The organism is Clostridium sp. KLE 1755, from assembly GCF_000466465.2.
Lineage (GTDB): Bacteria > Bacillota > Clostridia > Lachnospirales > Lachnospiraceae > Eisenbergiella > Eisenbergiella porci.
In genome coordinates this window covers 77,698-102,381 of record NZ_KE992667.1, presented here as the reverse complement: position 1 = coordinate 102,381, position 24,684 = coordinate 77,698, and the positions used below count along the sequence as shown (strand labels likewise).

Annotated in this window: 16 protein-coding genes, 1 pseudogene and 1 riboswitch; of the genes and pseudogenes, 15 read left to right on the top strand and 2 right to left on the bottom strand. The window is 52.3% G+C overall.

The annotated features are described in order from the left end of the window. Positions 1–254: 254 nt before the first annotated feature. Positions 255–330, top strand: a riboswitch (glycine riboswitch). Between the two features lie 264 nt (positions 331–594). From gcvT to HMPREF1548_RS04815, 9 genes are all read left to right on the top strand, one after another. Next, a complete protein-coding gene (gcvT, locus tag HMPREF1548_RS04855) occupies positions 595–1,680 on the top strand; it encodes a glycine cleavage system aminomethyltransferase GcvT (RefSeq protein ID WP_021634689.1) in 1,086 nt (361 codons plus the stop codon). 88 nt (positions 1,681–1,768) lie between these two features. Continuing rightward, positions 1,769–2,152, top strand: coding sequence for a glycine cleavage system protein GcvH (gcvH, locus tag HMPREF1548_RS04850; RefSeq protein WP_021634688.1), 384 nt, complete (start codon positions 1,769–1,771; stop codon positions 2,150–2,152). A 26-nt stretch (positions 2,153–2,178) separates the two neighbouring features. Further along, entirely contained in the window at positions 2,179–3,498 is a 1,320-nt protein-coding gene (gcvPA, locus tag HMPREF1548_RS04845; protein WP_035321088.1) for an aminomethyl-transferring glycine dehydrogenase subunit GcvPA, read from the top strand. Next, complete coding sequence (gene gcvPB / locus HMPREF1548_RS04840; RefSeq protein WP_021634686.1) at positions 3,495–4,937, top strand: aminomethyl-transferring glycine dehydrogenase subunit GcvPB; 1,443 nt, start codon at positions 3,495–3,497, stop codon at positions 4,935–4,937. The genes gcvPA and gcvPB overlap by 4 nt, the downstream gene beginning before the upstream one ends. Further along, positions 4,934–5,929 (top strand): lipoate--protein ligase, encoded by a 996-nt coding sequence (gene lplA / locus HMPREF1548_RS04835; protein ID WP_021634685.1) that lies wholly within the window; start codon positions 4,934–4,936, stop codon positions 5,927–5,929. Before gcvPB ends, lplA begins: the two co-directional genes overlap by 4 nt. A 30-nt stretch (positions 5,930–5,959) precedes the next feature. Further along, positions 5,960–7,351, top strand: coding sequence for a dihydrolipoyl dehydrogenase (lpdA, locus tag HMPREF1548_RS04830; protein ID WP_021634684.1), 1,392 nt, complete (start codon positions 5,960–5,962; stop codon positions 7,349–7,351). Next, positions 7,348–10,221: a D-serine ammonia-lyase gene (gene dsdA, locus HMPREF1548_RS30805; RefSeq protein WP_021634683.1), complete on the top strand. Its 2,874-nt coding sequence runs from the start codon at positions 7,348–7,350 to the stop codon at positions 10,219–10,221. The genes lpdA and dsdA overlap by 4 nt, the downstream gene beginning before the upstream one ends. Positions 10,222–10,436: 215 nt before the next feature. Beyond that, on the top strand, positions 10,437–12,947 hold the full coding sequence (locus tag HMPREF1548_RS04820) for a transporter substrate-binding domain-containing diguanylate cyclase (protein ID WP_021634682.1): 2,511 nt from the start codon (positions 10,437–10,439) through the stop codon (positions 12,945–12,947). A 110-nt stretch (positions 12,948–13,057) separates the two neighbouring features. Further along, positions 13,058–13,270 carry a DUF378 domain-containing protein gene (locus HMPREF1548_RS04815; RefSeq protein ID WP_021634681.1) on the top strand — a complete coding sequence of 71 codons (213 nt, stop codon included), beginning with the start codon at positions 13,058–13,060 and terminating at the stop codon, positions 13,268–13,270. A 35-nt stretch (positions 13,271–13,305) separates the two neighbouring features. Here the strand turns inward: HMPREF1548_RS04815 and HMPREF1548_RS04810 are convergent, their stop codons facing one another. After that, entirely contained in the window at positions 13,306–14,268 is a 963-nt protein-coding gene (locus HMPREF1548_RS04810) for an AraC family transcriptional regulator (RefSeq protein ID WP_051358318.1), read from the bottom strand. 125 nt (positions 14,269–14,393) lie between these two features. On the opposite strand from HMPREF1548_RS04810, the gene HMPREF1548_RS29360 reads away from it, so the two are divergent. The 5 genes from HMPREF1548_RS29360 (at position 14,394) to HMPREF1548_RS04790 (ending at position 20,088) form a co-directional block, all read left to right on the top strand. Continuing rightward, positions 14,394–14,537, top strand: a complete 144-nt coding sequence (locus HMPREF1548_RS29360) for a hypothetical protein (protein ID WP_021634679.1) — start codon at positions 14,394–14,396, stop codon at positions 14,535–14,537. Further along, positions 14,510–16,783 (top strand): glycoside hydrolase family 3 C-terminal domain-containing protein, encoded by a 2,274-nt coding sequence (locus HMPREF1548_RS04805; RefSeq protein WP_021634678.1) that lies wholly within the window; start codon positions 14,510–14,512, stop codon positions 16,781–16,783. Before HMPREF1548_RS29360 ends, HMPREF1548_RS04805 begins: the two co-directional genes overlap by 28 nt. 205 nt (positions 16,784–16,988) lie before the next feature. Continuing rightward, entirely contained in the window at positions 16,989–17,369 is a 381-nt protein-coding gene (locus HMPREF1548_RS04800) for a BlaI/MecI/CopY family transcriptional regulator (RefSeq protein WP_021634677.1), read from the top strand. Further along, a complete protein-coding gene (locus HMPREF1548_RS04795) occupies positions 17,359–19,020 on the top strand; it encodes a M56 family metallopeptidase (protein ID WP_021634676.1) in 1,662 nt (553 codons plus the stop codon). Before HMPREF1548_RS04800 ends, HMPREF1548_RS04795 begins: the two co-directional genes overlap by 11 nt. Positions 19,021–19,173: 153 nt before the next feature. Beyond that, positions 19,174–20,088 (top strand): YitT family protein, encoded by a 915-nt coding sequence (locus tag HMPREF1548_RS04790; RefSeq protein WP_049942257.1) that lies wholly within the window; start codon positions 19,174–19,176, stop codon positions 20,086–20,088. Positions 20,089–20,268: 180 nt separating this feature from the next. On the opposite strand, the gene HMPREF1548_RS04785 is transcribed toward HMPREF1548_RS04790, so the two are convergent. After that, the gene (locus HMPREF1548_RS04785; protein WP_025488327.1) at positions 20,269–21,744 is read right to left on the bottom strand and encodes a DUF1846 domain-containing protein; all 1,476 of its coding nucleotides are present in this window, start codon (positions 21,742–21,744) and stop codon (positions 20,269–20,271) included. 535 nt (positions 21,745–22,279) lie between these two features. Here HMPREF1548_RS04785 and ftsH point away from each other — a divergent pair. Beyond that, positions 22,280–24,223: pseudogene (gene ftsH / locus HMPREF1548_RS04780) on the top strand (ATP-dependent zinc metalloprotease FtsH); the annotation flags it as partial. Positions 24,224–24,684: the final 461 nt, after the last annotated feature.

The following is a 24,684-nucleotide window of genomic DNA, read 5'->3' as shown; positions in this document are numbered from 1 at the left end:
GCGGTGCGTAACAGAGCGGTGGGCAGGAATGTGCGGGGGAGAACTATAACGGGAAGGCTGGGCCAGGGGTGTGATTATTCAGGCAGGTCTGTGTTGATGGTATGTGTAGATAGTATAAAGAGTTATTATAATGATATAAAGAGATAGTATAATTTGTACAGTAATTGTGATTGCTGTGTTGGGGGAATTGTGTTAGACTGGATATACAAAGAGGAGAGCATCGATGGTGATGGCTTTCTGAGAATATTTTTCGGGAGAAGGATTCGGGAGAGACAACTTAATTGCGCCGAAGGGGCATAAACTCTCAGGCAAAAGGACCGGATTTGGACGAAGCTCTGGAAAGGTGAAGTGCAAAAATAGGAAGCAGGATCCGAAGTGCACTGTTGCCACCGACGAGGCAGCCTCTTGTTATGCTGAGGGGTAATCTTTCAGGTACGAAGACAGGGAAGGCATATGGCTATTAACGCCGTATGCCTTTTTGCGTGTATGTGTATTGTTTTGCAGGTGTGTTTTGGCGGGTGCTGCAGGGATTCAGAAATTGGATTGGGCAGGGGCGGGAATTTTGTCTGGTAAGAAGGAAGGAGCTGGTAAGTGATGGATGAGAAGAAGACTTCGCTGTATGACGTTCATGTAAAGTATGGCGGGAAGATGGTGCCGTTTGCAGGGTATCTTTTGCCGGTGCAGTATGAGGGGTATGGGGTGATTCGGGAACATATGGCGGTGAGACGGGACTGCGGGCTTTTTGATGTATCCCATATGGGGGAAATACTTTGTGAAGGGGAGGGGGCGCTGGATAACCTGAATTATCTGCTGACGAATGATTTTACGAATATGCGTGACGGTCAGGCCAGGTATAGTCCCATGTGTAATGAAAACGGCGGGGTGGTGGATGATCTGATTGTTTATAAGGTCAGGGATAACCATTATTTTATTGTGGTGAACACGGCAAATAAGGATAAGGATTTTGCGTGGATGCTGGAGCATCAGAGGGGCGGCGCCAAATTCCGGGATATTTCGGATAATGTGGGGCAGATAGCGCTTCAGGGGCCGAAGGCCCGGGGGATTCTTGGCAGGATTGCAGGGGATGAGGTTATTCCTGAGAAGTATTATAGCTGTATTTTTGAGGGGGACGCGGCGGGTATCCGGTGCGTTATCTCCAGGACCGGTTACACCGGCGAGGATGGGTTTGAGTTGTATATGGCGGCCGGGGACGCGCCGGCGTTGTGGGAAGCGTTGATGGAGGCCGGAAGGGAGGAGGGGCTGATTCCCTGCGGGCTGGGGGCGCGTGATACGCTCCGGCTGGAGGCTGCCATGCCGTTATACGGTCATGAAATGGATGATACGATCTCTCCTCTGGAGACAGGGCTTTCTTTTGCGGTAAAAATGAAGAAGAATTTTATCGGCAGGGATGCTCTTGAGAAACAGGGAACCCCGTCAAGAAAAAGGGTTGGCCTGAAAGTGACGGGAAGAGGAATTATCAGGGAGCAGGCCGGAGTATATGCGGGGGATGGGAAAATCGGGGTTACGACTTCCGGAACCCATGCGCCTTACCTGGGATATCCGGTGGCTATGGCGCTGCTTCAGGCGGAGGAGGCAGTGCCGGGAAGGCGGGTGGAGGCCGAGGTGCGGGGCCGCCGCGTGGAAGCGGAAATCGTGGAGCTTCCTTTTTATAAAAGGTAAGGGTTCAGTTCTTTTACAGTTATTGCAGGGGAAAGTTTTAAAATTTAAATAAAAGTGCCTGAAGGGCATAAAACAGGAGGAAAAATATATGAATTATCCGGATAATTACAAGTATTCCAAATCACATGAATGGGTTTTATTTGAAGATGACGGCAGCGTGCGGATCGGCCTTACCGATTATGCGCAGAAGGAGCTGGGGGACCTGGTATTCGTGAATCTGCCTGAGGAAGGGGATGAGGTAACCGCCGGGGAGCCCTTCGGGGATGTGGAGTCCGTAAAAGCGGTATCGGATGTGTATTCCCCGGTGACCGGAATTGTGGAGGAAATCAATGAAGAGCTGCTGGACAGTCCCGAACTGATTAATACGGATGCCAATGAAGCCTGGATGATCAGGGTAAAGGATATTACGGATCAGGAGGAGCTGCTGGACGCTGCGGATTATGAAGTGTATGTGGAAACCCGGAAGCAGTAATGCGGCCGGGAAAGGGGGAAAAGGGAATGGGATCCTACATACCGACAACAGAAGAACAAAGACAGCGGATGCTGGAAACTGTGGGCCTTACTTCCACGGAGGAGCTGTTTGCGGCGCTTCCTGAGGAAGTAAAGCTGAAGGGGGAACTGCAGCTGCCTAAAGGGCTGTCAGAGCTGGGAGCTGCCCGGAAAATGGAAGGCTATGCGGAGGAAAACCGTATCTTCCGCCATATTTTCAGGGGCGCAGGCGCTTATGATCATTATATTCCGTCTATTGTAAAGGAGGTGGTTTCGAAGGAGGAATTTGTCACCGCCTATACGCCGTATCAGGCGGAAATCAGCCAGGGGCTGCTTCAGTCTATTTTTGAATATCAGACGATGATCTGCGAACTGACAGGCCTGGACGCTGCCAATGCTTCCGTTTATGACGGCGCATCCGCTGCGGCAGAGGGTGTTTTCATGTGCAGGGAAAGAAAACGTACCCGCGTGCTGGTTTCCGAAACCACCAATCCTCAGGTGGCGGAGGTGATAAAAACCTATTGCTACGGCAGGCAGGCTGTTGTGGAAATGGTGCCTGCCAGGGATGGAAGCACGGATTTGGAGGCTCTGAAAAGCATGCTGGATGACACGGTGGCGTGTTTTTATGTGCAGCAGCCTAATTTTTATGGAATCCTGGAGGACGGGAAGGCATGCGCCGAGGCCGTCCATGAAAAGGGCGGGAAGCTCATCATGGGCTGCAATCCCATTGCGCTGGCTATTGTGGAGACACCCGGGGAATGCGGGGCCGATGTGGCGGTGGGGGAAGGGCAGCCGCTGGGCCTGCCGTTATCCTTCGGCGGCCCTTATCTGGGCTTTATGGCAGCTTCCAGGGATATGATGCGTAAGCTGCCGGGCCGTATTGTGGGGGAAACAGTGGATTCCAGGGGGAACAGAGGCTTTGTGCTCACGCTTCAGGCAAGGGAGCAGCACATCCGCAGGGAAAAAGCAGGCAGCAATATCTGTTCCAATGAGGCGCTCTGTGCGCTGACCGCGTCCGTGTATCTGTCCGCCATGGGGCCGGAGGGGCTTACACAGACGGCTGTCCTGTGCGCCTCCAAGGCGCATTATCTGCAGAAGGAGCTGGAAAAAGCCGGGCTGCCTCCGGTTTATAAAAAAGAATTTTTCCATGAGTTTGTTACGGCTTCCCCGGTGGATGGGAAAAGGCTTCTGGGGGCGCTGGAGGAAAAGGGTTTTCTGGGCGGGCTTCTGCTGCCGGACGGGAACCTGTTGTGGTGCGCCACGGAAAAGAATTCGAAAGAAGAAATGGATGAGCTGGTAAGACTGGTGAAGGAGGTGTGTGGACAATGAAACTGATTTTTGAACGAAGTGTTCCGGGCAGGCGCTGCAGTATACTGCCGGAATGTGATGTGCCGGTAATCGGAACCGGGGAAAAGCCGCTTTCCGCGGCCGGAAGGAAAAGTCCGCTGCGTCTTCCCCAGGTATCGGAAAATGACATCAGCCGGCATTATACCGCGCTGGCCAATGCCACCCACGGAGTGAATGACGGTTCCTATCCCCTGGGCTCCTGCACCATGAAATATAACCCCAAGCTGAATGACGAAATGGCTTCTCTTCCCGGTTTCACGCGGATTCATCCCCTGCAGCCGGAGGAGACGGTGCAGGGCTGTCTGCATGTCCTTCACGATGCAGAGCGGGTTTTCTGTGAAATCACGGGAATGGATGCCATGACCTTCCAGCCGGCGGCCGGGGCGCATGGGGAGTTTACCGGCCTTCTTCTCATCCGGGCCTACCATGAAAGCCGGGGGGACGTAAAACGGACAAAAATCATCGTTCCGGATTCCGCCCACGGCACCAATCCTGCCAGCGCCACGATGGCAGGATATCAGGTCATCAATATCCCTTCCACGAAGGAAGGCTGTGTGGATTTGGAGGCGCTGAAGGCGGCGGTGGGAGAGGATACGGCAGGTCTGATGCTGACCAATCCCAATACTGTAGGGCTTTTTGACAAAAATATCCTGGAAATTACCCGCATTGTCCATGAGTCCGGCGGCCTGTGCTATTATGACGGCGCCAATCTGAATGCGGTGATGGGTGTGGCAAGGCCGGGAGATATGGGCTTTGATACGGTGCATCTGAACCTGCATAAGACCTTTTCCACGCCCCACGGAGGCGGAGGGCCGGGAAGCGGTCCGGTGGGCTGTAAGGCTTTTCTGGGAAAATTCCTGCCGGGTAAGGAAATCCGGGAAGAAAACGGCATTTTTTACAGAGCGGATTATGAAAAATCCATCGGCATGGTAAGGGCGTTTTACGGCAATTTCCTCGTGGTGGTGAAGGCGTTGTGTTACGCGCTTACACTGGGGGCCGAGGGGATCAGGGATGCCGCCCATATGGCGGTGCTGAATGCCAATTATCTGCGTGTCAGGCTGTCGGAGGCGTATCACATGGCCTATCAGGAAACCTGCATGCATGAGTTTGTCATGACCCTTCAGCCGGAAAAGGAGGAGCTGCAGGTCAGCGCCATGGACATTGCAAAGGCGCTGCTTGATTACGGGATCCATCCGCCTACCATGTATTTCCCTCTCATCGTGCATGAAGCGTTGATGATTGAGCCTACGGAAACGGAATCCCCGGAGAATCTGGAGGAGCTGATTTCGGCTTTTATGGAAATTCACAGAAAGGCGCAGGAGGATCCGGAGTGGATACGCAGCGCACCCCATAAGACGGAAATTTCACGGCTGGATGAGGTGCAGGCGGCCAGGAATCCCAAACTGCATTATGAATTATGATACAAAAAATATATACCATAGAATCCGGCTGTTTTAATCCGTATCAGAATATGGGGCTGGAAGAATATCTGATGTACCAGGCGGGAGAGGACGAATGTATTCTTTATTTGTGGCAGAATGAACGGACGGTGGTCATCGGACGGAACCAGAATGCCTGGAAGGAATGCAGGACGAAGGAGCTGGAGGCGGACGGCGGGTATCTTGCCCGCCGTCTTTCCGGCGGCGGCGCCGTATTTCATGATCTGGGGAACCTGAATTTCACTTTTCTGGCGCGCAGGTGCAATTATGATGTGGATAAACAGACGGATGTCGTCCTGGAGGCGGTGAGACGCCTGGGGCTTTCCGCCTGTAAAAGCGGCCGTAACGATATTACAATCAACGGATGTAAATTTTCAGGAAATGCGTATTATTCAACGGGAGACTGCTGTTACCATCATGGTACGATACTCATGCACGCGGATCAGGAGCAGATGGAAAAATATCTGCATGTTTCCAGGCAGAAGCTGGAATCCAAAGGGGTGGAGTCCGTGCGCAGCCGGGTTATCAATCTGTGTGATCTGATGCCGGAGCTTACGAAGGAAAGGATGGCTGTTGTGCTGAAGGAGGCCTTCGCCGGGCGCTACGGGCTGCCGGTGGAGCCGTTCCCGGGAGAACGGCTGGAGGGTGGTGAAATCCGCAGCCGGGCGGCTGCCTTTGCGTCCTGGGAATGGAAGTATGGCAGACAGATTCCCTTCAGCGATGAAATTTCCCGCCGTTTTTCCTGGGGGGAGGTACAGCTTGCCCTGAAGGCGGATGGGGGGAGGATAAGTGAATTGATCCTCCATACGGATGCGTTGGATACTCAGCTGGTGACTGCGCTTACGGAGGCGCTTCCCGGAACACAGCTGACGAAGGCTGCGGTTGCGGAGGCCTTCCGGCAGATACCGGCGCAAAACAGGCTGCAGGCATCCATGAAGGATGATTTGGAAAGACTGCTGGGCCTGCTTTTATAATATGCGGCCTTTGGCAGCGGGAGGTAATTAATGGCACAGGAATTTGATTTGATTGTTATCGGCGCAGGGCCGGGAGGCTATCCGGCGGCGCTTCGTGCGGCGGAGGGCGGCCGCAGGGTGGCTGTCATAGAAAAAGATGAGCTGGGAGGGACCTGTCTGAATCGCGGCTGTATTCCCACAAAGACCCTGCTTCATGCTTCAGGTTTGTACCGCAGGCTGCAGGAAGCGCAGGCGGAGGGGCTGAGCGTGTCGGAGGCCCATGTGGATATGGCCCGGCTGCAGGAACGCCGTCTTGAGGTAATCTCCTCCCTGCGGGAGGGAATTGCCGTGCAGTTTCAGAAAAAGGGTGTGACTCTTTTTACCGGTACCGGCCGGATCCTGGAAAAAGAAAAGGTGCTGGTAACGACAGGGAAAGAGGAAATTCTTCTTACAGCGCCCCGCATCCTTATCGCGGCCGGGGCTAAAACCGCTGTCCCGCCGATTCCGGGAATCGATCTGCCCGGTGTGGAGGACAGCACCGGCCTTCTTGCAAGACAGGAACCATACGACAGCCTTATTATTATAGGCGGAGGCGTGATCGGCATGGAATTTGCCTCCTTCTATTCCGACCTGGGGAAAAAGGTCACCGTCCTGGAGGCCATGGATCGGATTTTGCCCGGCATGGATCGGGAGATTTCCCAGAATCTGAAAATGATACTGAAAAAAAGAGGTGTGGATATCCATACAAAAGCTTCCGTAACCCGTGTGGAAAGAATGGAAGAGGGAGGCTTTGTATGTTATTATGAAGAAAAAGGACAGGCGTTTTCGGCTTCCGCAAAAGGGCTTCTGGCAGCGGTGGGCCGCAGGGCGGACGGGGAGTCCGTCTGGTCGGGGCAGCTGCTGGGGCCAAGCGGGACGGAGCGTGGACGCATTCCTGTGGATGAGAATTACCGGACCCGGATTCCCGGCATATACGCCGTAGGAGACGTGACAGGGGGCATACAGCTTGCTCACGCTGCCACTGCGGAGGGGCTGCTTGCGCTGGATCATATGGAAGGCAGGGAACCTTCCATAGACAGAAGGGTCATTCCTTCCTGCGTATATACAGATCCGGAAATTGCCTGCGCGGGCCTTACCTGTGAGGAAGCAAAGGCTTCAGGCGTCCCGGTAAAAACAGCGAAGTACATAATGTCCCTGAACGGAAAATCCGTGCTTTCCGGCCAGGAGAGAGGTTTTATCAGGCTTGTGGCACGGGAGGATAATGAAAAAATTGTGGGAGCGCAGCTGATGTGCGCCCGCGCCACCGATATGATTGGAGAGCTTGCGCTGGCAATCAGCCGCGGAATCACCGCAGGGGAGCTGGCCGGAGTCATCCATCCCCATCCCACCTTTGGGGAGGGCATCGGTGAAGCGGCCCGGCTGCTGCAACAGGAGAGAACATGAGAATCAAAACAACAGGCGGTTATGTGGAAGGCTTTGAGGAAAACGGACTTCAGAATTTTCTGGGGATTCCCTATGCCCGGGCGGAGCGGTTTCAGGCGCCCCGGGAAATAAACTGGGAAGGGGTGTTTCAGGCTGACGCGTTTGGTAAAAAAGCGGTCCAGTCCCATCCTGCGCAAGAAACGCAGGCCGGTTGGGAAGGGCGGAAGGAATACGGGGAGGACTGTCTGAATCTGAATATTTATGTTCCGGCGCGGGCCGCCCTGGAGGCGCGCCGGGAAGGAAAGGGCCTGCCTGTGGCGGTCTATATTCACGGCGGCGCATTCCAGAACGGAAGCAACCGTGACCGGAGCGGAAAACAGATCATTCGCGATCACAGCTTTATTTATGTTTCCATAAATTACCGCCTGGGAGTATTGGGTTATCTTTATCTGGGAGCTGCGCTGGGTGAGGAATACCGGGGCACCGGAAACAACGGGACCCTGGATCAGCTGGCGGCCCTGCGCTGGATATATGATAATATCGGGGAGTTCGGAGGCGACCGCAGCAGGATTACCGTGTTTGGCGAATCCGCAGGAGCCAAGACCCTTGGCGCGCTTCTGCTGAGGCCGGAGCTGAAAACCTGTTGCAGCCAGGTATTGATGGCCAGCGGCGCTTACCAGTGTATCCGTGAAGAAGAAACAGCTGCTGCGGTTGCGGATTCCTTTTTCTCGCTGGCAGGGCTTAAAAGGCCGGAGGATATCCTGACCATGGATGTGGATAACCTGCTGGCAGTACAGGAGCGGCTTGTGGATAATCCGGGAAATACCTGTACCTTCGGCCCGGTTGCCGATGGAATTACGGTTCCCATGGACTGGAGGGAAGCGCTGAGAAGCGGCAGGCACTGGTCAGGTAAGGCAATTGTGGGCAGCTGCCGCCATGAAATGGTATTCCGCCGCCTGGGCGACCCTGATTTTACGGCTCATTGCCCTGCCATTGCCAGGGCCCTGTTTGGGCAGAACGCGGAGATTGCCATAGAGGAATTCGAGGAGTTCGACGCCGGGGAGCGGCAGGAAGAAAGTGGTTCAGCTTTACGCAGGGCGCTGAAATGGGAACAGCTTCTTTCCGATTACATGTACCGTACCTACAGCAGGCGCCTGGCGGAACTTCTGGCGAAAAACGGAAGCCAGGTCTGGTATTACAGCATGGATTTCGGTACGGCGTCCCATGTGCTGGATCAGTCCGCCGCATTTGACGGCGCCTGGCGGGATGATGCTTTATTCCCCGGAATTGCCCTGGAGGAACGTAGAAAGACCGCGGAAATTATCTATGAAAGCTATGTCCGCTTTTTCGAAACCGGAGATCCCAACTGGGAGGGCATCCCGGAATGGAGGCCGCTGAGAGACGAGCGGGAAAAAATGGTCTGGGATGACCGGATCCATACGGAGCCGCTGACAGAGGAGGAAACGCTTAACCGCTTCCCTGATGAGGTATTCCGCCTGCAGCGCTCCCCGGATCACGCCGTTTCCACAAAGGAAACGGCGGATCCGCAGCCACAGGCAGTGCCGGATGCGGCAATGGAGGAAGCATCGGATATCATTGCCCGGGTGACAGCGCAGAGGGAGGCCTTCTGGATCAATCCCCACCGTGTTTCTTTCGCAAAAGCGAAGGAAAGCCTGGACTTTACGATGGCGGATATAGAAGAGGCCCAGGCGCGCCTGCTCAGGTTCGCCCCATTTCTGGAGGGCTGCTTCCCGGAGCTTCAGAAAACCGGAGGAATCATTGAATCCCCGCTGCAGGATATCCCGGCCATGGCGGAAAGCCTCTGGGACGGCTGCGGGGCGGGAGAGGGGGAGCCTCTCAGACATGGACGCATGCTCATGAAGCTGGACAGTGAGCTGGCGGTGGCCGGATCCGTCAAAGCCAGAGGCGGTATTTATGAGGTACTTGCCGCCACGGAGGAGCTCGCCCTGAAGGCCGGGCTTCTGAAGGAAACGGATGATTATTCCGTCCTTTTGAAGCACAGGGACTTTTTTTCACACTATACCATGCAGGTGGGCTCTACAGGAAACCTGGGACTGAGCATCGGCATTATGAGCGCAGCCATCGGCTATCGTGCGGTGGTGCATATGTCCTCGGACGCCAGGCAGTGGAAAAAAGATCTCCTCCGGAGCAAAGGGGTTATTGTAAAAGAATATGAGGGAGATTACGGTGCTGCGGTCAAAGAGGGCAGGGCGCTGTCCGATGCGGATGAAAACAGTTATTTTGTGGATGACGAACATTCCTCCAGACTGTTTCTGGGCTATGCCGCCGCCGCACTCCGGCTGAAAAAACAGCTGGCGGATAAACTGATCCTTGTGGACGGTGATCATCCGTTGTTTGTTTACCTGCCCTGCGGCGTGGGAGGCGCGCCGGGCGGCATTACCCTGGGGTTGAAATATGTATTCGGGGATGCGGTGCACTGCTTTTTTGCGGAACCGGTGCAAAGCCCTTGCATGCTCCTTGGCATGGCAACCGGCAAAGGGGATCAGGTCTGCGTACAGGACTTCGGACTGAGCGGGAAAACGCTGGCGGACGGCCTGGCGGTAGGGCGGCCCTCAGAGCTTGTGGCACGCAATATGCGTCCGCTTCTGGACGGCATTTATACGGTACAGGACGAATGCCTTCCCGGATGGATGCAACGGCTTAACGAAACGGAAGGCGTGATAATAGAACCCTCCGCCTGCGCCTGCCTGGGCGGCCCCAAAATCCTGGCCGGAGAACAGGGACGCGCCTGGCTCAAACAACAGGGCCTTTATGAAAAGGCCGCCCAGGCGACCCACATCGTGTGGGCCACAGGCGGCGGCCTGATGCCTGAAGAAATAATAACGGAATATCTGAATCTTCCAAAATAGCCGAATTTTAACACAGTTTTATCCGCCATGGCGCGATGGGCCGGTCTTTCCGTCTGCTCCCTGGCCCGGCAGTGTTTCCTGGAAGGGGCGTTTGAAAGCGCCAGTCCGATATTTCATTTATTTTTATTATTCTGTATGGTTTTATTCTTCACTCCGTGATAAAATAACAGGAACAGTAACATTGCAGGGACGGAAGTGTCCGGAGGATAAAACATATGCATAATAAGCTGGCTGTGACAGGGGGAAGCAGGCGTTTTTTTAAAGGGAAGCTTTGCCTGGCGGGATTGCTGATGCTGTTGTTTTGGCATCTGCTGCCGATACAGGGCCTGGCTGCGGACGGCGGCAGGCAGGTGGTTCGTGTAGGGTATCCCATACAGTTGGGGATGACCGAAGTGGATGAACAGGGGAATTATTCCGGCTATACTTATGAGTATCTGGAGGAGATTGCCCAGTATACCGGCTGGGATTATGAGTTCGTCCAGGTGGAGGGAGATCTTAACGAAAGCCTGGTCACGCTTATGGATATGCTGGAAAAGGGCGAGATTGACCTGATGGGCGGCATGCTTTACAGCAGGGAGATGGAACAGCTGTATGATTATTCCTCCAACAGCTATGGGATTGTCTACACTGTTTTTCAGGTGCTGTATGATGACACGGATTATGTGAATGACTCCCAGGTGGAGAAAACGCTGCGCGTGGCCATGTATGGACAATCCAGGAAGCATAAGGAGGAAATGGAAGATTACTGCCGGATGAATCTTCAGATTCCCCAGATTGTCCCTTGCACCACAATAGAGGAGCACCTCCGGGCGCTGCAGGAAGGCAGGGCGGATGTCATGCTGAATACCAGCATGAATTATATAGAAGGGCTGCGGACGGTTGCCAGATTTGCACCGAAGCCCTTTTATTTTGTTACCTCCAAAGGAAAAGGGGGGCTGCTGACAAAGCTGGACGAGGCGCTGCACAGCATAGAACAGACAGATCCCTATTTTATGACCACTCTGCATGAAAAATATTTCAATCCATCCAATAAGGAACTGAAGCTTACGGCGCAGGAAAAGGAATATGTGGAAAATACGGAACCGCTGCGGGCAGGGGTCCTGACAGATTTGCCTCCCTATAGCTACCAGGATAAGGAAAGCGGTGAGCTTAAGGGGATCAGCGTGGATCTGCTGAGAGCGATAGAGGATAAAACAGGGCTTGTTTTCGAACTGGTGCCTGTGGAAAATGAAGAAGCACTGTCGGAAATGACGGCAGAGGGCCGCGTTGATCTCATAGGCAGCATGAGCTACGATTATGAACAGGCCAGACATCGGAACATGGCCATGAGCAGGCCTTATATTTCCACGCAGTATATGATTCTTTTGAATAACAAAATGCGAAATGAGGAGATTACCGGCAGGAAGCTGGCGATTCTGGCTTCCTATGATTACCAGGGTGAATTTGTGGGAAGCCCGGTATACTATGATTCCAGAGAGGAGATTGTCAGGGCGATTAACAGCGGCGAGGCCGATTATACTTATATGGATGCCTACGTGGCACAATATTTTTATAACAGATCGGAATTTGAAAACCTGTATGTGGCGCCTCAGATGCTGCAGGAAAACAGGACCTGTATTGGTGTGAGCAAACCGGCCAGCCCGGAGCTTCTGAATATTATTAACAAAGTAATCATTACCATGCCGGAAAAGGAACTGCAGTCGATTATTTACTCAAATACCATATACCGGTCGGATATTACCCTGCTGGAAATGGTGCGACGCCATCCGTTGCAGACTGTGGCTGTTGCTGCGGCCGTCCTTCTTGTGGTTATCGGCGTCCTTTCCTGGGGAGTGGTGACAAGGGAAAAGCTGAACCGTAAGATTTCCCTGGAACTGAAAAAGCATCAGGAGCTGTACGGACTGGTAAATGATTATTTCTTTGAATATGATTTAAAGAAGGAGCTCTTTACCGTTTCAGGGAAAAAAGAAGGCGAAAAGCATGAAAACAATGTGGTGTACAGGCTTTTCCCGGAAAGAATGGCCGATGCGCCGGATAATGGGAAATATAGGGAAATCCTGCGCCGGATTATGCACAGCGGCAGGGACGGCGTGGAAGAGATACAGCTTCCCGGAATTAACAGGGAGCTGCACTGGATGCGTATCGCCATGAAAAATATATATGACCACAAGGGAGCGCCTGTATGCGTTATCGGAAGAATCAGCGATATTAATGAAGAAAAGCAGGAACGGGACAGGCTGAAAAACCAGGCGGAAAGAGACAGCCTGACCCATGTATACAACGCAAAAACAAGCGTCAGATTAATCCAGGAGCGTCTGGACCAGCTGGCTGACGGAGGCACCGGGGCGCTGATTCTGGTGGATATTGATAAATTCAAAACAATTAATGATACCTACGGCCATATGGAGGGAGACCATATCCTCTGCGAGGTGGCAGGCATCCTCCAGGACAGCTTCCGGGAAGGCGATATCGTAGGGCGTCCCGGCGGGGATGAATTTATCATATACATGGAACGGATAAGGGATACGAGGACGCTGGGAGATAAATGCGAGCGCCTGCTCCAGAGAATCAGTGAAATCAGGATGCCCGATAAAAAGAGCCTTACCATCAGCCTTGGGGCTGTTCTGGCCAGGCCGCAGAATGATTATGATTCCCTCTACATTAAGGCGGATAAAGCGCTGTACCGGGCAAAAAAGGAAGGACGCAATACGTATTTTATCGCCTGAACCGCCGTATTTTTCAGAACATTTTAACTTAAAAAAGGAAAATACAAAAAAAGTATAAAAAAGGAATTGAACGGGCATGATAGTTACGTAAGAAAAAGGAGGTAGCTGTCATGGGAAACAAAGGTCTTGATTATACAGCACTTGTGATTGCAGTTATCGGCGCCGTAAACTGGGGACTTATCGGATTGTTCCGACTGGATCTGGTAGCGCTGATATTCGGCCAGATGAGCTGGATTTCCAGAATCATTTATGTGATTGTGGGTATCTGCGGAATCTATCTGCTTACCTTTTTCGGCCGTGTTGGAAACGGAAGAGACGAATAAGCAGAAAATACGAAGAAGCCTCCGGAAGAAAAAAATTATTTTCCGGAGGTCTCTTTTCTTTTGGCGGAAGGCGTGCAGCCGTACTTTTCGTAAAACATCCGCCGGAATAATTTATAATTGGTAAAGCCATGGCGCACCAGAAGCTCGGTAATGCTTGTATCGGTACGCAGAATGTCTTCGCAGATATGGGAAAAACGAACCTGGTTTACGAATTCCAGGAAGGTCATTCCCATATTTTTTTTGAAAAAACGGCAGAAATACTCCGGGTTCAGAGCCACCTGGGCGGCGGCGTCACGCAGGCTGATGCTTTCCTGATAGTGTGCATTTACATAATCCATAACCGTGATCAGCCGGGCGCGCTCCTCGTCGTTCAGGCTGCCTCCGCCCTCTCCCGCGGGTAGCCGGAAGCAGTTGACGCAAAGAAAAAGCAGCTCATAAAGCAGGCTGGTGAAATGCAGCTGATAGCAATAGGGCTTACGGATGTAAATCTCCTGTATTTCCTTCAGACAGTAAACAAGGGCTTCATCGGAGCGCGCTTCCCCGCAGGAGCCGTTCATAAAGCGGATGCGGTCAAAATCCGGAATGTGTTTTTTCAGGAACTGATAGGGAATCTGAAGCACATCTATGCGGGAATGCTCGGAACTGCTGGTGGCATGGATATCCCTGGAATTGATGATGGCAAAATCCCCTTTTTCCAGGCGTATGGAGAGATCATTGACCAGCAGATCCATATCCCCTGCCTCGATATAGAGAATTTCCAGACTGTTGTGCCAGTGCCGGGGGACCAGGATTCCGGCATCCTCATAGGAAAAACAGCGGACCTGAATATCCGGCTCCACCTGGATATTTTCATGGGTATAAACCACCGGTGAAAAGGATTCCTTTACCTGGATGCCGTCAAAATAACTGCCGGGACAGGAATCGGAGGTACCCTGATAACCGATTTCCTTTTCACCCCAGTTTGCGGGGAAATGCCCCGCTTCATTATAATATTTCATGAAAACCTCCATAAGGTTAAGAATTGCCTTAAAATACCTCTTAATTATCCGTTATTTTTCAAAATAAGTCAATATCGACCCAATGCAAGTCATTTTTGCAATAGAAAAGCAGGTTATAACATGCTATGATGAAAATACAGGCGCCGGCGGATGGCGCCGGAGGTTCAGGAAAGCCCTGGCTGAGGACGGCCGGAGACGGCAGCCGGCTGGGGGATAACAGCAAGTTTAAGAAGGAGAAGGTATGGAAAGGGAAAAATTACAGGAATTAATCAAACAGATGACACTGGAGGAAAAAGCGTCCCTGTGTTCTGGCGCAGATTTCTGGCATACGGAAAGCGTTGACCGGCTGGGGATTCCGGCAATGATGGTGTCCGACGGCCCTCACGGCTTAAGAAAGCAGGACCAGGAGGCGGATCACCTGGGAATGAATGACAGCATTAAGGCTGTGTGCTTCCCGGCAGGCTGCGGCACGGCGGCCAGCTTCAACAGAGAGCTGATTACCAGAATGGGAGAGACACTGGGAGAAGAATGCCAGGCGGAGGGCGTAGGCGTTATCCTCGGGCCGGCGGTGAATATCAAGCGTTCTCCTCTCTGCGGACGTAATTTTGAATATTATTCCGAGGATCCCCTTGTGGCTTCCGAGATAGCAGGCGCATTGATCAAGGGCGTACAGAGCAAAAACGTGGGGACCAGCATCAAGCATTTCCTGGCAAACAACCAGGAAACACGTAGGATGTCCTCATCCTCCGAGGTTGACGAAAGGACGCTGCGCGAGATCTATATGGCGGCCTTTGAAGGGGCGGTAAGCAAACAGAAGCCCTGGACCGTAATGTGCTCCTACAACAAAATCAATGGCACCTATGCGGCAGAGCATAAAGAAGCGCTTACCGATATCCTGAGAGGGGAATGGGGCTTTGATGGTTTTGTGGTAAGTGACTGGGGCGCGGTGAACAACAGAGTGCCCGATCTGGAAGCCGGCCTGGATCTGGAAATGCCCTCCTCCGGCGGCATCAATGACAAGCTGATCGTGGATGCGGTAAAGGACGGCAGCCTGGATGAAGCGGTGCTGGACAGGGCTGTGGAGCGTATCCTGAACATTGTATACCGTTTTGAGGAAAACAGGGATAAAACAGCGGTATTTGACAGAGACAGGGATCATGAAATGGCGAAAAAGGTCGCTGAAGAAACCATTGTCCTTCTGAAGAATGAAGACAATCTTCTTCCGCTTTCCGAAAAGGAAGATATCGCCTTTATCGGCAAATATGCGAGAAAACCCCGCTATCAGGGCGGCGGCAGCTCCCACATCAACAGCCATAAGGTAACCGGCGCCTGGGACTGCGTAAAGGACTGGGGAAATATCACATTTGCAGAAGGATATGCGGATGACGCGGATGTTGTGGATGAGGCCATGATCACGGAAGCGGTTGCCAATGCCTCCAAAGCGAAGGCTGCGGTTATTTTTGCCGGGCTTCCGGATGCCTTTGAATCTGAAGGCTTTGACAGGGCGCACATGGGAATGCCGGACTGCCAGAACGAGCTGATTGAACGTGTTGCGGCCGTTCAGCCCAATACCATCGTGGTATTACATAATGGCTCCCCCGTGGAAATGCCCTGGGCGGACAAGGTAAAGGGCATTGTGGAAGCCTACCTGGGCGGCCAGGCTGTAGGCGCCGCCACTGTGGATATCCTCTTCGGAAAAGTGAATCCCAGTGCAAAGCTTCCGGAAAGCTTCCCCTACAAGCTGGAGGATAACCCGTCATACCTGTACTATCTTGGCGAAGGCGACAGGGTGGAGTACAGAGAAGGTGTGTTTGTAGGCTACCGTTACTATGATACCAAGAAAATAGAGGTCCGTTTCCCCTTCGGTTTCGGCCTTTCCTATACAAGTTATGAGTATTCTAACCTGAAGGTCAGCGCAGAGCACATAAAAGACACCGACGTCCTGGAGGTCAGCGTGGACGTGACCAATACAGGCGGCATGGCAGGAAAAGAAGTGGTGCAGCTGTACATTTCCGACGTGGAGAGCACTGTGATCCGCCCCGTTAAGGAGCTGAAGGGCTTTGAAAAGGTGGAGCTTGCGCCCGGAGAGACAAAGACTGTCACCTTCACCCTGGATAAGAGGGCCTTTGCTTACTGGAACACCCAGCTGCATGACTGGCATGTGGAAACCGGAGAATTCCGTATCCTTATCGGAAAATCCTCCCGGGATATCCAGCTGGAAGCAGCGGTGACCGTGGAATCTACAGTGAAGGTTCCCGTACATTATACGATGGATACCACCTTCGGCGATCTGATGAAGGACGAAAAAGCCATGCAGATCATCGCTCCCATGATGCAGCTTAATATCGGCGGCCAGCAGAATGAAAGCGATGCGGCGGCAGAGGCAATATCCCGCGAGATGATGGAAGCCATGATGAAATATATGCCAATCCGCGGAATCCTCAGCTTTGCTGGCGGCAAGGTAACCCTGGAGCAGCTGACGGGGCTTCTGGACCAGCTGAATGCGGCGCAGTAATATTGCAGTAATATATATAATTGATGGTAATGGTAATGGATCGGGACGGAGCACTGTCCTGATCTGTTATTATGGAAGATAAAAATGCCATGCTGAACAGGAAAAGCTGTTTCAGCATGGCATTTTTCAAATCCTCTGTTGACAATTGGACTACACAGCGTTATCCTTAAGGTAACCTACAAAATGTAGTCTATGGAGGAACGGAATGGCTCAGTCGGTATCGGATTCGGAATTTGAATTGATGAAAATAATCTGGGAATCAGGCGGCAGCGCTTTTTATGCGCAGATAGCCGGAAGACTGGCGGCAGAGGGAAATACCTGGAATAAGAATACCATAATAACCCTGCTTTCCCGCCTGGTGGAAAAGGAAATGCTTCGTACGGACAAATTTGGCAGAAGGAACCGGTATACGGCGCTGCTTTCCCAGGAGGAATATCAGGCAGGGCAGACGGAAAGCTTTGTGGAAAAAATCTATGAAGGAAACGTACAGGGCCTGCTGGCCACCCTGATTAAAAAGGAAATGCTTACGCCGGAGGACTACGCAAAGCTGCAGGAATTCTGGGACAGGGGGGAAAATGATGAGTGAGTTATGGAAGCTTGTTCTTTCATTATCGCTGTCTGGTACGCTTTTAATGCTTCTTCTTTCTGCAGGGAAGCATGTCTGGAAAAAAAGCTTCAGCAAAACGTGGCAGTATTATATCTGGCTTGTCGTGGCCGCACGGCTTCTGCTTCCGGTTACGGCCCCGCTGAATCTGGTGGGCGGCCTGATGCAGCCTGTGGAGAAGCTGCAGATGCAGGCGGAAACAGGGGAAAAGGGGAGATACGGACTGCAGGAGGCGGACGACGACGGAGTCCGGGAAGGTGTTTTTGCTGCGCCGGGAGGGAATAATATTCCTTCCGCAGAGGGGGACATCCCCTCCTTTATGAGGCAAAGCCCGGGTGCCGCATGGCTGCGGATATCTGTTCCCGGCATTTTGCTCAGCGTTATCTGGCTGGCGACGGCGGTAATCCTTTTTGCACACAGACTGTGGATCTGGCGGCAGTTCTGCGGCAGCCTGCACAATAGCTGGGTTCCTGTGGAAGATACATTCATACTGGAAAGCCTGGAAAGACAGAAAGCGAAGCTGGGGATCACCAGGAAGGTGCCGGTTTACTGTAACCCGGGCATCTCTTCGCCAATGCTGGCAGGCGTATGGAAACCCTGCATTGTGCTTCCGGAGGCAAAACCCATAGAGGGCAGCGCTGATTATATCCTGCTTCATGAACTGGTCCATTTAAAAAGGCACGATCTCCTTTATAAATGGCTGATACAGCTGTGTATCTGTATCCACTGGTTTAATCCCTTTCTGCGCCGTCTGGAAACGGAAACGGGAGCGGCCTGCGAACTGGCCTGTGATGAAGCTGTTTTGAAAATGCTTGATGAGAAGCAGAGAAGAAGCTATGGAGACACGCTCCTTTCGGCCATGCGCCCCCATGAGGTGCAGAAGGCGCCTGCGGCTATGCTGTCAGAGGGGATGGAACAGTTAAAGGAGAGGCTGGGTGCGATTATGGTTTATCGGAAAATAACGGCAGGAAAAAAGATCCTGGGCTGCCTCGCGGCTGTCCTGATCGGGTGGTGTGCTATTTCAGCAGGAGCCTATGCGTCTGCGGAGCCTTCCTGGTCAGGTGCGGGTGCGGCGCCTGCAGCAGCGCCCACAGGAATAAAGAACGTGCGGGAAGTAGCAGTTGGACCGGGGAATATAGCAGGACAGGAGGACACAGCAGGGCAGGAGGACACAGCAGGACAGGAGGACACAGGGGAGCAGGAGCATACGGCGGAACAGGCAGACAGCCTGGGATGGAAGGAAAAAGTAACCCCCTATATACAAAATACCTATTATGAATATCCTTATCTGATGGAAATCGGCTGGAACATTCCTGAACAGAAAACAGCGGATTACCCTTACAGCCGGATAATACGGCAGACAGATGGGACGGATATCACCTGTTTTTTCAATGAAAAAACAAAGCAGTATATGGAGGATGAAGCTGTTATAGATTCATTTATCCGTTTATACCCCGGATTACAAAAGCTTGGGGAGCAGTCAAATCTTGCCGTAAAGACACCTTTTTTTGTCAGCATCAGGGATGTATCCGGAAAAACGGCGGCTGAACTGGCGGAGGAAAGCTATTACAATGGTTCGCTGGCGGAAAACGAACATTGGGGGGCTTTTTACACAGACCTCCTGGAAGAATGATACTTTTGCTGACAGATGTATTGCGTCAGCGGTTTCCGGTATTTTTTATTTTTTGCATATAATTTTCAAAAGGATGTAAAAATGGTTGATGCAATCCCTCTGCGGGTAAGTTATAATAGATTTGGAAATACTGGCAACAGGAGGATTTTATCAATGGAAACTGCGATGCAGAAGTTCAGGGATATGGAAAAAAGCTGGAAGTGGTATCAGATTAACAGATTCTTCGGCGCTCTGGCAGGCGCGGTGGTTTATTCCCTGGGAATCAATCTGTTTATTGTGCCGGTAGCCCTGTACAGCGGCGGAATCATGGGCTTTTCACAGATACTGAGGACGATTCTTATCCAGTACCTGAATTTGCCCCTGCAAAATTTTGATATCGCCGGTGTAATTTATTATCTGATCAACATTCCTATTCTGCTGATTTCCATGAAGCGGATTGGGAGAAGGTTCTTTATCAAAACGGTGATGTGCGTAACTACGGTTACTGTCCTTCTGTCGGTGATACCGATTCCGGTGCAGCCCATACTGCCTGATGATACGCTGGCCTGCTGTGTGATCGGCGGAATTATCTGCGGCCTGGGAATGGGACTTGCCTTAAAGAACGGCGGTTCCCTGGGCGGCATGGACATTGTGGGCATGATGCTGATTAAATGGCGCAAGGATTTCAGGGTCGGCCGGGTGAATCTGATCACCAACATTATCCTGTATTCGGTCTGCCTGTTCCTGTTTGATATCCCTACGGTGATTTATTCCCTTATTTACGCTTCCCTGAGCTCCTTTGCCATAGATAAGGTGCACGCCCAGACGATAAACGTGGAGGTGCGCATCATAACCAAGGCGCAGGACGAGGGGATGGAGAAAGAGATCTTCACCGAGCTGGAACGCGGCATAACCAAGTGGGAGGCCATCGGCGCTTATACGGACGAGTCCGTACACATTTTATTCGTGCTCATATCCAAATACGAATTGAGCCAGCTGAAAAATATAGTCCATAAATATGACCCCCATGCCTTTATCGTGGTAAACGAAGGCGTGAACGTGGTGGGAAATTATAAAACGCGTCTGTAAGCCTGTAATATGGAAGCACAAATTTGATTTATGCCTTGTAAATGACGGCGGACGTGCTTATGCACGTCCGCCGTATAAAAAACCCCCGGAAAGAAAAGCGCCCTGCCTGACAGACGGCTTTTCTTTCCGGGGGTTTTGTGCTGTTTTTATTTGCTGACAGTTTTCCTGCATGAAGCCTGTTTACTGATGGTTATCCGATTCTGTTTTCGGCTCGCAGGTCAGATGCATTCCCAGCTTCTTGAAGACCGCTTCATCCACGGAGGAAAGCATGACGGAGGAATGGACCTCGCAGCCCTTCAGCTGGCGCAGGGCGCTTAATGCAAGCGCGGCCCGCTTGTCCGTTGCGGCGCTGATGGACAGTGCAATGAGGATTTCGTCCGTATGCAGCCTGGGGTTAATGCTTCCCAGATAAGAGGTTTTCAGTGTCTGGATGGGTTCAATGGCCTGAGGGGATACCAGATGCACTTCGTGGTCAATGCCCTCCACTACCTTCAGGGAATTCAGGAGGCACGCGGAGGCGGCGCCCAGAAGCTCCGTGGTCTTTCCGGTGACCAGCGTGCCGTCGGAAAGCTCAATCGCCACGGCGGGATGGCCGGTTTCCTCCTCCCGCTGCATGGCGGCCTTCACTACGGGACGGTCGTTGATGGTAAGTCCTCCCTGCTTCATGAGCAGCTGCAGCTTATAAAGGATTTCCTTGGAGCTGTTGCCCCGCTTCAGATCGCAGAGACAGTGATAGTAGCGGCGGATGATTTCCTGGTTGGCGGCCTCACAGCAGATTTTATCGTCCAGTATACAGTTGCCTACCATATTGACGCCCATATCCGTGGGTGATTTATAAGGGCTGTCCCCCAGAATCTGTTCGAAAATGGCATTGAGGACAGGGAAGATTTCCACGTCACGGTTATAGTTGACCGTTGTCTGGCCATAAGCTTCCAGGTGGAAGGGGTCAATCATGTTTACATCGTTTAAATCCGCGGTGGCGGCTTCATAGGCCATGTTCACAGGATGCTTCAGAGGCAGGTTCCATATGGGGAAGGTTTCGAATTTGGCGTAGCCTGCCTGGATCCCTCTTTTATGCTCATGATACAGTTGGGAAAGGCAAGTGGCCATCTTGCCGCTTCCCGGGCCTGGCGCCGTGATGACAACCAGCGGTTTGGTGGTTTCCACATATTCGTTGCGGCCGTAGCCTTCATCACTGACAATCAGGTCGATATTATCCGGATAACCTTCAATTACATAATGAAGATAAGAACGGAGCCCCAGATTGGTCAGGCGGCGGCGGTACTGGTCGGCGGAGGGCTGTCCCGCATACTGGGTGATAACAACGGAATTGGCCAGGAAGCCCATTTTACGGAAGGTTTCGATAAGGCGCAGGACCTCAGCGTCGTAGGTAAGGCCGGAATCCCTGCGGATTTTATTTTTTTCAATGGAAGGCGCGCTGATGACCAGTACGATTTCCGCCTGATCCTTCAGCTGCTGGAGCATTTTGAATTTGCTGTCCGGTTCAAAGCCGGGAAGGACGCGGGAAGCATGGTAATCGTCAAAAAGCTTTCCGCCAAACTCCAGATAAAGCTTGTCGCCGAACATGGCGATCCGCTCCTTAATGTGTTCTGACTGCATTTTCAGATATTTGTTATTATCAAATCCGTACTTCATAGTTCCCTCTTTGTATTTTATTTTTTTGGTTTGTGTTCAGTTTTTTACAGCTATTAATTCCCTTTCCGGGCCCGGATACCACGCCGCCTGTTACAAATACATATTTTACTGCCATGACGTTCTCCATTCTGCCGTAGGTGACGGCTTTACAATACAAAGCTTCAGCAAGCTGCAACTGTGATGGGGCTTACAGTTATGGATAAATTAGAAAAGTACGCCGTTAAGCGTACCGGTTCCCCGTCCTTTGTATAGCATGCTGTATAGAGAACATGCATTTTCTGGAACTGGACTGCGCCCTTTGTTTCCAGCTTTTCACAAACCCGCGCAAAAACAATCCAATTTCATTATTATACAACGGGAAACGTAAAAAAATCCAGCGTTTCATGCAAAAAAATTAATAAATCTTTTATAGTTTGCCCCATATTTTCATAGAATTAATATTGATTTATATTTCCTGAAACCCTATAATAGGAAATGATTATCAGAATTTAGCCAGTTTCCCGAGGGAAACTGTTTATAGAAAGGTTTTTACATTATGGATAATAATAATTTGAACAGCTATAACGGCGGCAATGGCTACAATAACGGCCAGGGCGGCGGTCCCGGTAACGGCCAGGGCGGACCGGGGGGCGGCGGGCAGCCTCCGAAGAAGCAGAACCTGATGCTCCTTCTGGTTGCGGCGCTGGTGACGCTGGTATGCATGAGCTTTTTTATGAAGATGCTCAGCGGCGTTTCCAACCAGGAAATCACTTACAATGAATTTCTGGAAAAAGTGGACGCGGGAGAGGTTGAAAGCGTAGAGATTACGGATGAACAGATCAATATAGTCCCCAAATCCGACGCCAAGGAAAACCCGTTCATGCCCGCGGAAGAAATTACCTATTATACCGGACGGGTGGAGGATGCCACGCTGATTTCCCACCTTCTGGAAAAGGACGTGAAAATCAACGGGGAAATCCCCGATAATTCAGGTTTTCTGCTCTCTATTTTACTGACCTATGTGCTCCCCTTTGTAGTAATCATTTTCCTTTTCAATTTCCTGATGAAGAAAATGTCCGGTGGCGGCGGTCCCATGGGCGTGGGCAAGAGCAATGCCAAGGTATATGTACAGAAGGAAACCGGTGTTACCTTCAAGGATGTTGCCGGAGAGGACGAAGCCAAGGAATCCCTTGTGGAGGTGGTGGATTTCCTGCACAATCCGGGAAGATATTCCAAAATCGGTGCCAAGCTGCCCAAGGGCGCGCTGCTTGTGGGACCTCCCGGAACAGGTAAGACGCTGCTGGCCAAAGCGGTGGCAGGAGAGGCGCATGTGCCGTTTTTCTCCCTGACAGGTTCCGACTTTATCGAACTTTACGTAGGTGTGGGCGCATCCCGTGTGCGTGACCTGTTTAAGGAGGCCACCAAGAACGCCCCCTGTATTATTTTTATCGATGAAATTGATGCCATCGGCCGCAGCCGTGATTCCAAGTACGGCGGAGGCAATGAAGAGCGTGAACAGACGCTGAACCAGCTGCTGTCTGAAATGGATGGTTTTGACAGCTCCAGGGGTATCCTGATCCTGGGCGCTACCAACCGCCCGGAGATCCTGGATAAGGCGCTTCTGCGTCCCGGCCGTTTTGACCGCCAGATCATTGTGGATAAGCCGGATCTGAAGGGCCGCGTGGAAATCCTGAAGGTGCACGCCAAGGATGTGCTGATGGATGACACCGTGGATTTTGACGCCATTGCGCTGGCAACCAGCGGGGCCGTAGGCTCCGATCTTGCCAATATGATAAATGAAGCCGCTATCAATGCGGTAAAGCAGGGCAGGGATTATGTCTGCCAGAAGGATCTGTTCGAGGCGGTGGAGCAGGTGCTTGTAGGTAAGGAAAAGAAGGACCGCATCATGAGCAAGGAGGAACGCCGCATCGTTTCCTATCATGAGGTGGGCCACGCGCTTGTGAGCGCGCTGCAGAAAAACTCGGAGCCTGTGCAGAAAATCACCATCGTCCCCAGGACCATGGGCGCGCTTGGATACGTGATGCAGGTGCCTGAGGAGGAGAAGTTCCTCAATACCAAGGCGGAGCTCCACGATATGCTGGTAGGCCTGCTGGCAGGCCGGGCCGCGGAGGAAATCGTATTTGATACGGTAACTACCGGCGCTTCCAACGATATTGAGAAGGCGACCAGCATCGCAAGAGCCATGGTAACCCAGTACGGCATGAGCGAGAAATTCGGCCTGATCGGCCTGCAGACGGTGGAGAGCCAGTACCTGGACGGCCGTGCGGTTATGAACTGTTCCGATGTGACGGCGGCGGAGGTGGATTCCGAGGTAATGCGCATCCTCAAGGAATGCTACGCAAAGGCGCTGGAGCTGCTTGGCGGAAACCGCGCCGTTATGGATAAGATCGCAGAGTACCTTATCGAAAAGGAAACCATTACCGGTAAGGAATTTATGAAGATATACCGCAGGGAAAAGGGAATCCCGGAGCCTGAGGAAACGGAGACCCCGGAGGAGGCCAGGCCGAGGATCAGTGAAAACACCCCTTCCGTTACAACTGCGGACATACAGAAAACACAGGACGCCCCGGCACAGCCGCAGGAAGAGATTGTCCCCAAGCCCTGGGATCTCCATTTCCAGCAGACGCAGAACAGCGCGCCGGCAGGGGAAAATACGGCAGGAACGCAGCAAATGCCCGCAGGGCAGCAGCCCATGGGACAGACGCCTGCATCAGCAGGGGAAGCTAACGCAGCCCCGGCAGGAAACGGATCCGACAGACCGGACGGCAATGACTGGTGGAGCAGCGGCGAAAGCGGCATCCCCGGGCAGGATTTGAATTTCTTCCGCACGGAGGAGAATGGGAACGGAAGTGATTCCCATCAGGAAGGCTCTTCCGAACAGGCGGCCGGACAACCGGAAAACGGCACAGACGCCGGCAGCGCGCCGGATGACGGCGCGGC

Excerpts from the sequence above, each read along its gene's own strand:
- HMPREF1548_RS04785 (WP_025488327.1), bottom strand. The coding sequence starts at position 21,744 with ATGAAGTACGGATTTGATAATAACAAATATCTGAAAATGCAGTCAGAA.
- HMPREF1548_RS04790 (WP_049942257.1), top strand. The coding sequence starts at position 19,174 with ATGGAAACTGCGATGCAGAAGTTCAGGGATATGGAAAAAAGCTGGAAG.
- lpdA (WP_021634684.1), top strand. The coding sequence starts at position 5,960 with ATGGCACAGGAATTTGATTTGATTGTTATCGGCGCAGGGCCGGGAGGC.
- HMPREF1548_RS04805 (WP_021634678.1), top strand. The coding sequence starts at position 14,510 with ATGGAAAGGGAAAAATTACAGGAATTAATCAAACAGATGACACTGGAG.
- lplA (WP_021634685.1), top strand. The coding sequence starts at position 4,934 with ATGATACAAAAAATATATACCATAGAATCCGGCTGTTTTAATCCGTAT.
- HMPREF1548_RS04810 (WP_051358318.1), bottom strand. The coding sequence starts at position 14,268 with ATGAAATATTATAATGAAGCGGGGCATTTCCCCGCAAACTGGGGTGAA.
- gcvT (WP_021634689.1), top strand. The coding sequence starts at position 595 with ATGGATGAGAAGAAGACTTCGCTGTATGACGTTCATGTAAAGTATGGC.
- HMPREF1548_RS29360 (WP_021634679.1), top strand. The coding sequence starts at position 14,394 with ATGATGAAAATACAGGCGCCGGCGGATGGCGCCGGAGGTTCAGGAAAG.
- gcvPB (WP_021634686.1), top strand. The coding sequence starts at position 3,495 with ATGAAACTGATTTTTGAACGAAGTGTTCCGGGCAGGCGCTGCAGTATA.
- gcvH (WP_021634688.1), top strand. The coding sequence starts at position 1,769 with ATGAATTATCCGGATAATTACAAGTATTCCAAATCACATGAATGGGTT.
- HMPREF1548_RS04815 (WP_021634681.1), top strand. The coding sequence starts at position 13,058 with ATGGGAAACAAAGGTCTTGATTATACAGCACTTGTGATTGCAGTTATC.
- HMPREF1548_RS04795 (WP_021634676.1), top strand. The coding sequence starts at position 17,359 with ATGATGAGTGAGTTATGGAAGCTTGTTCTTTCATTATCGCTGTCTGGT.
- HMPREF1548_RS04800 (WP_021634677.1), top strand. The coding sequence starts at position 16,989 with ATGGCTCAGTCGGTATCGGATTCGGAATTTGAATTGATGAAAATAATC.
- dsdA (WP_021634683.1), top strand. The coding sequence starts at position 7,348 with ATGAGAATCAAAACAACAGGCGGTTATGTGGAAGGCTTTGAGGAAAAC.
- HMPREF1548_RS04820 (WP_021634682.1), top strand. The coding sequence starts at position 10,437 with ATGCATAATAAGCTGGCTGTGACAGGGGGAAGCAGGCGTTTTTTTAAA.
- gcvPA (WP_035321088.1), top strand. The coding sequence starts at position 2,179 with ATGGGATCCTACATACCGACAACAGAAGAACAAAGACAGCGGATGCTG.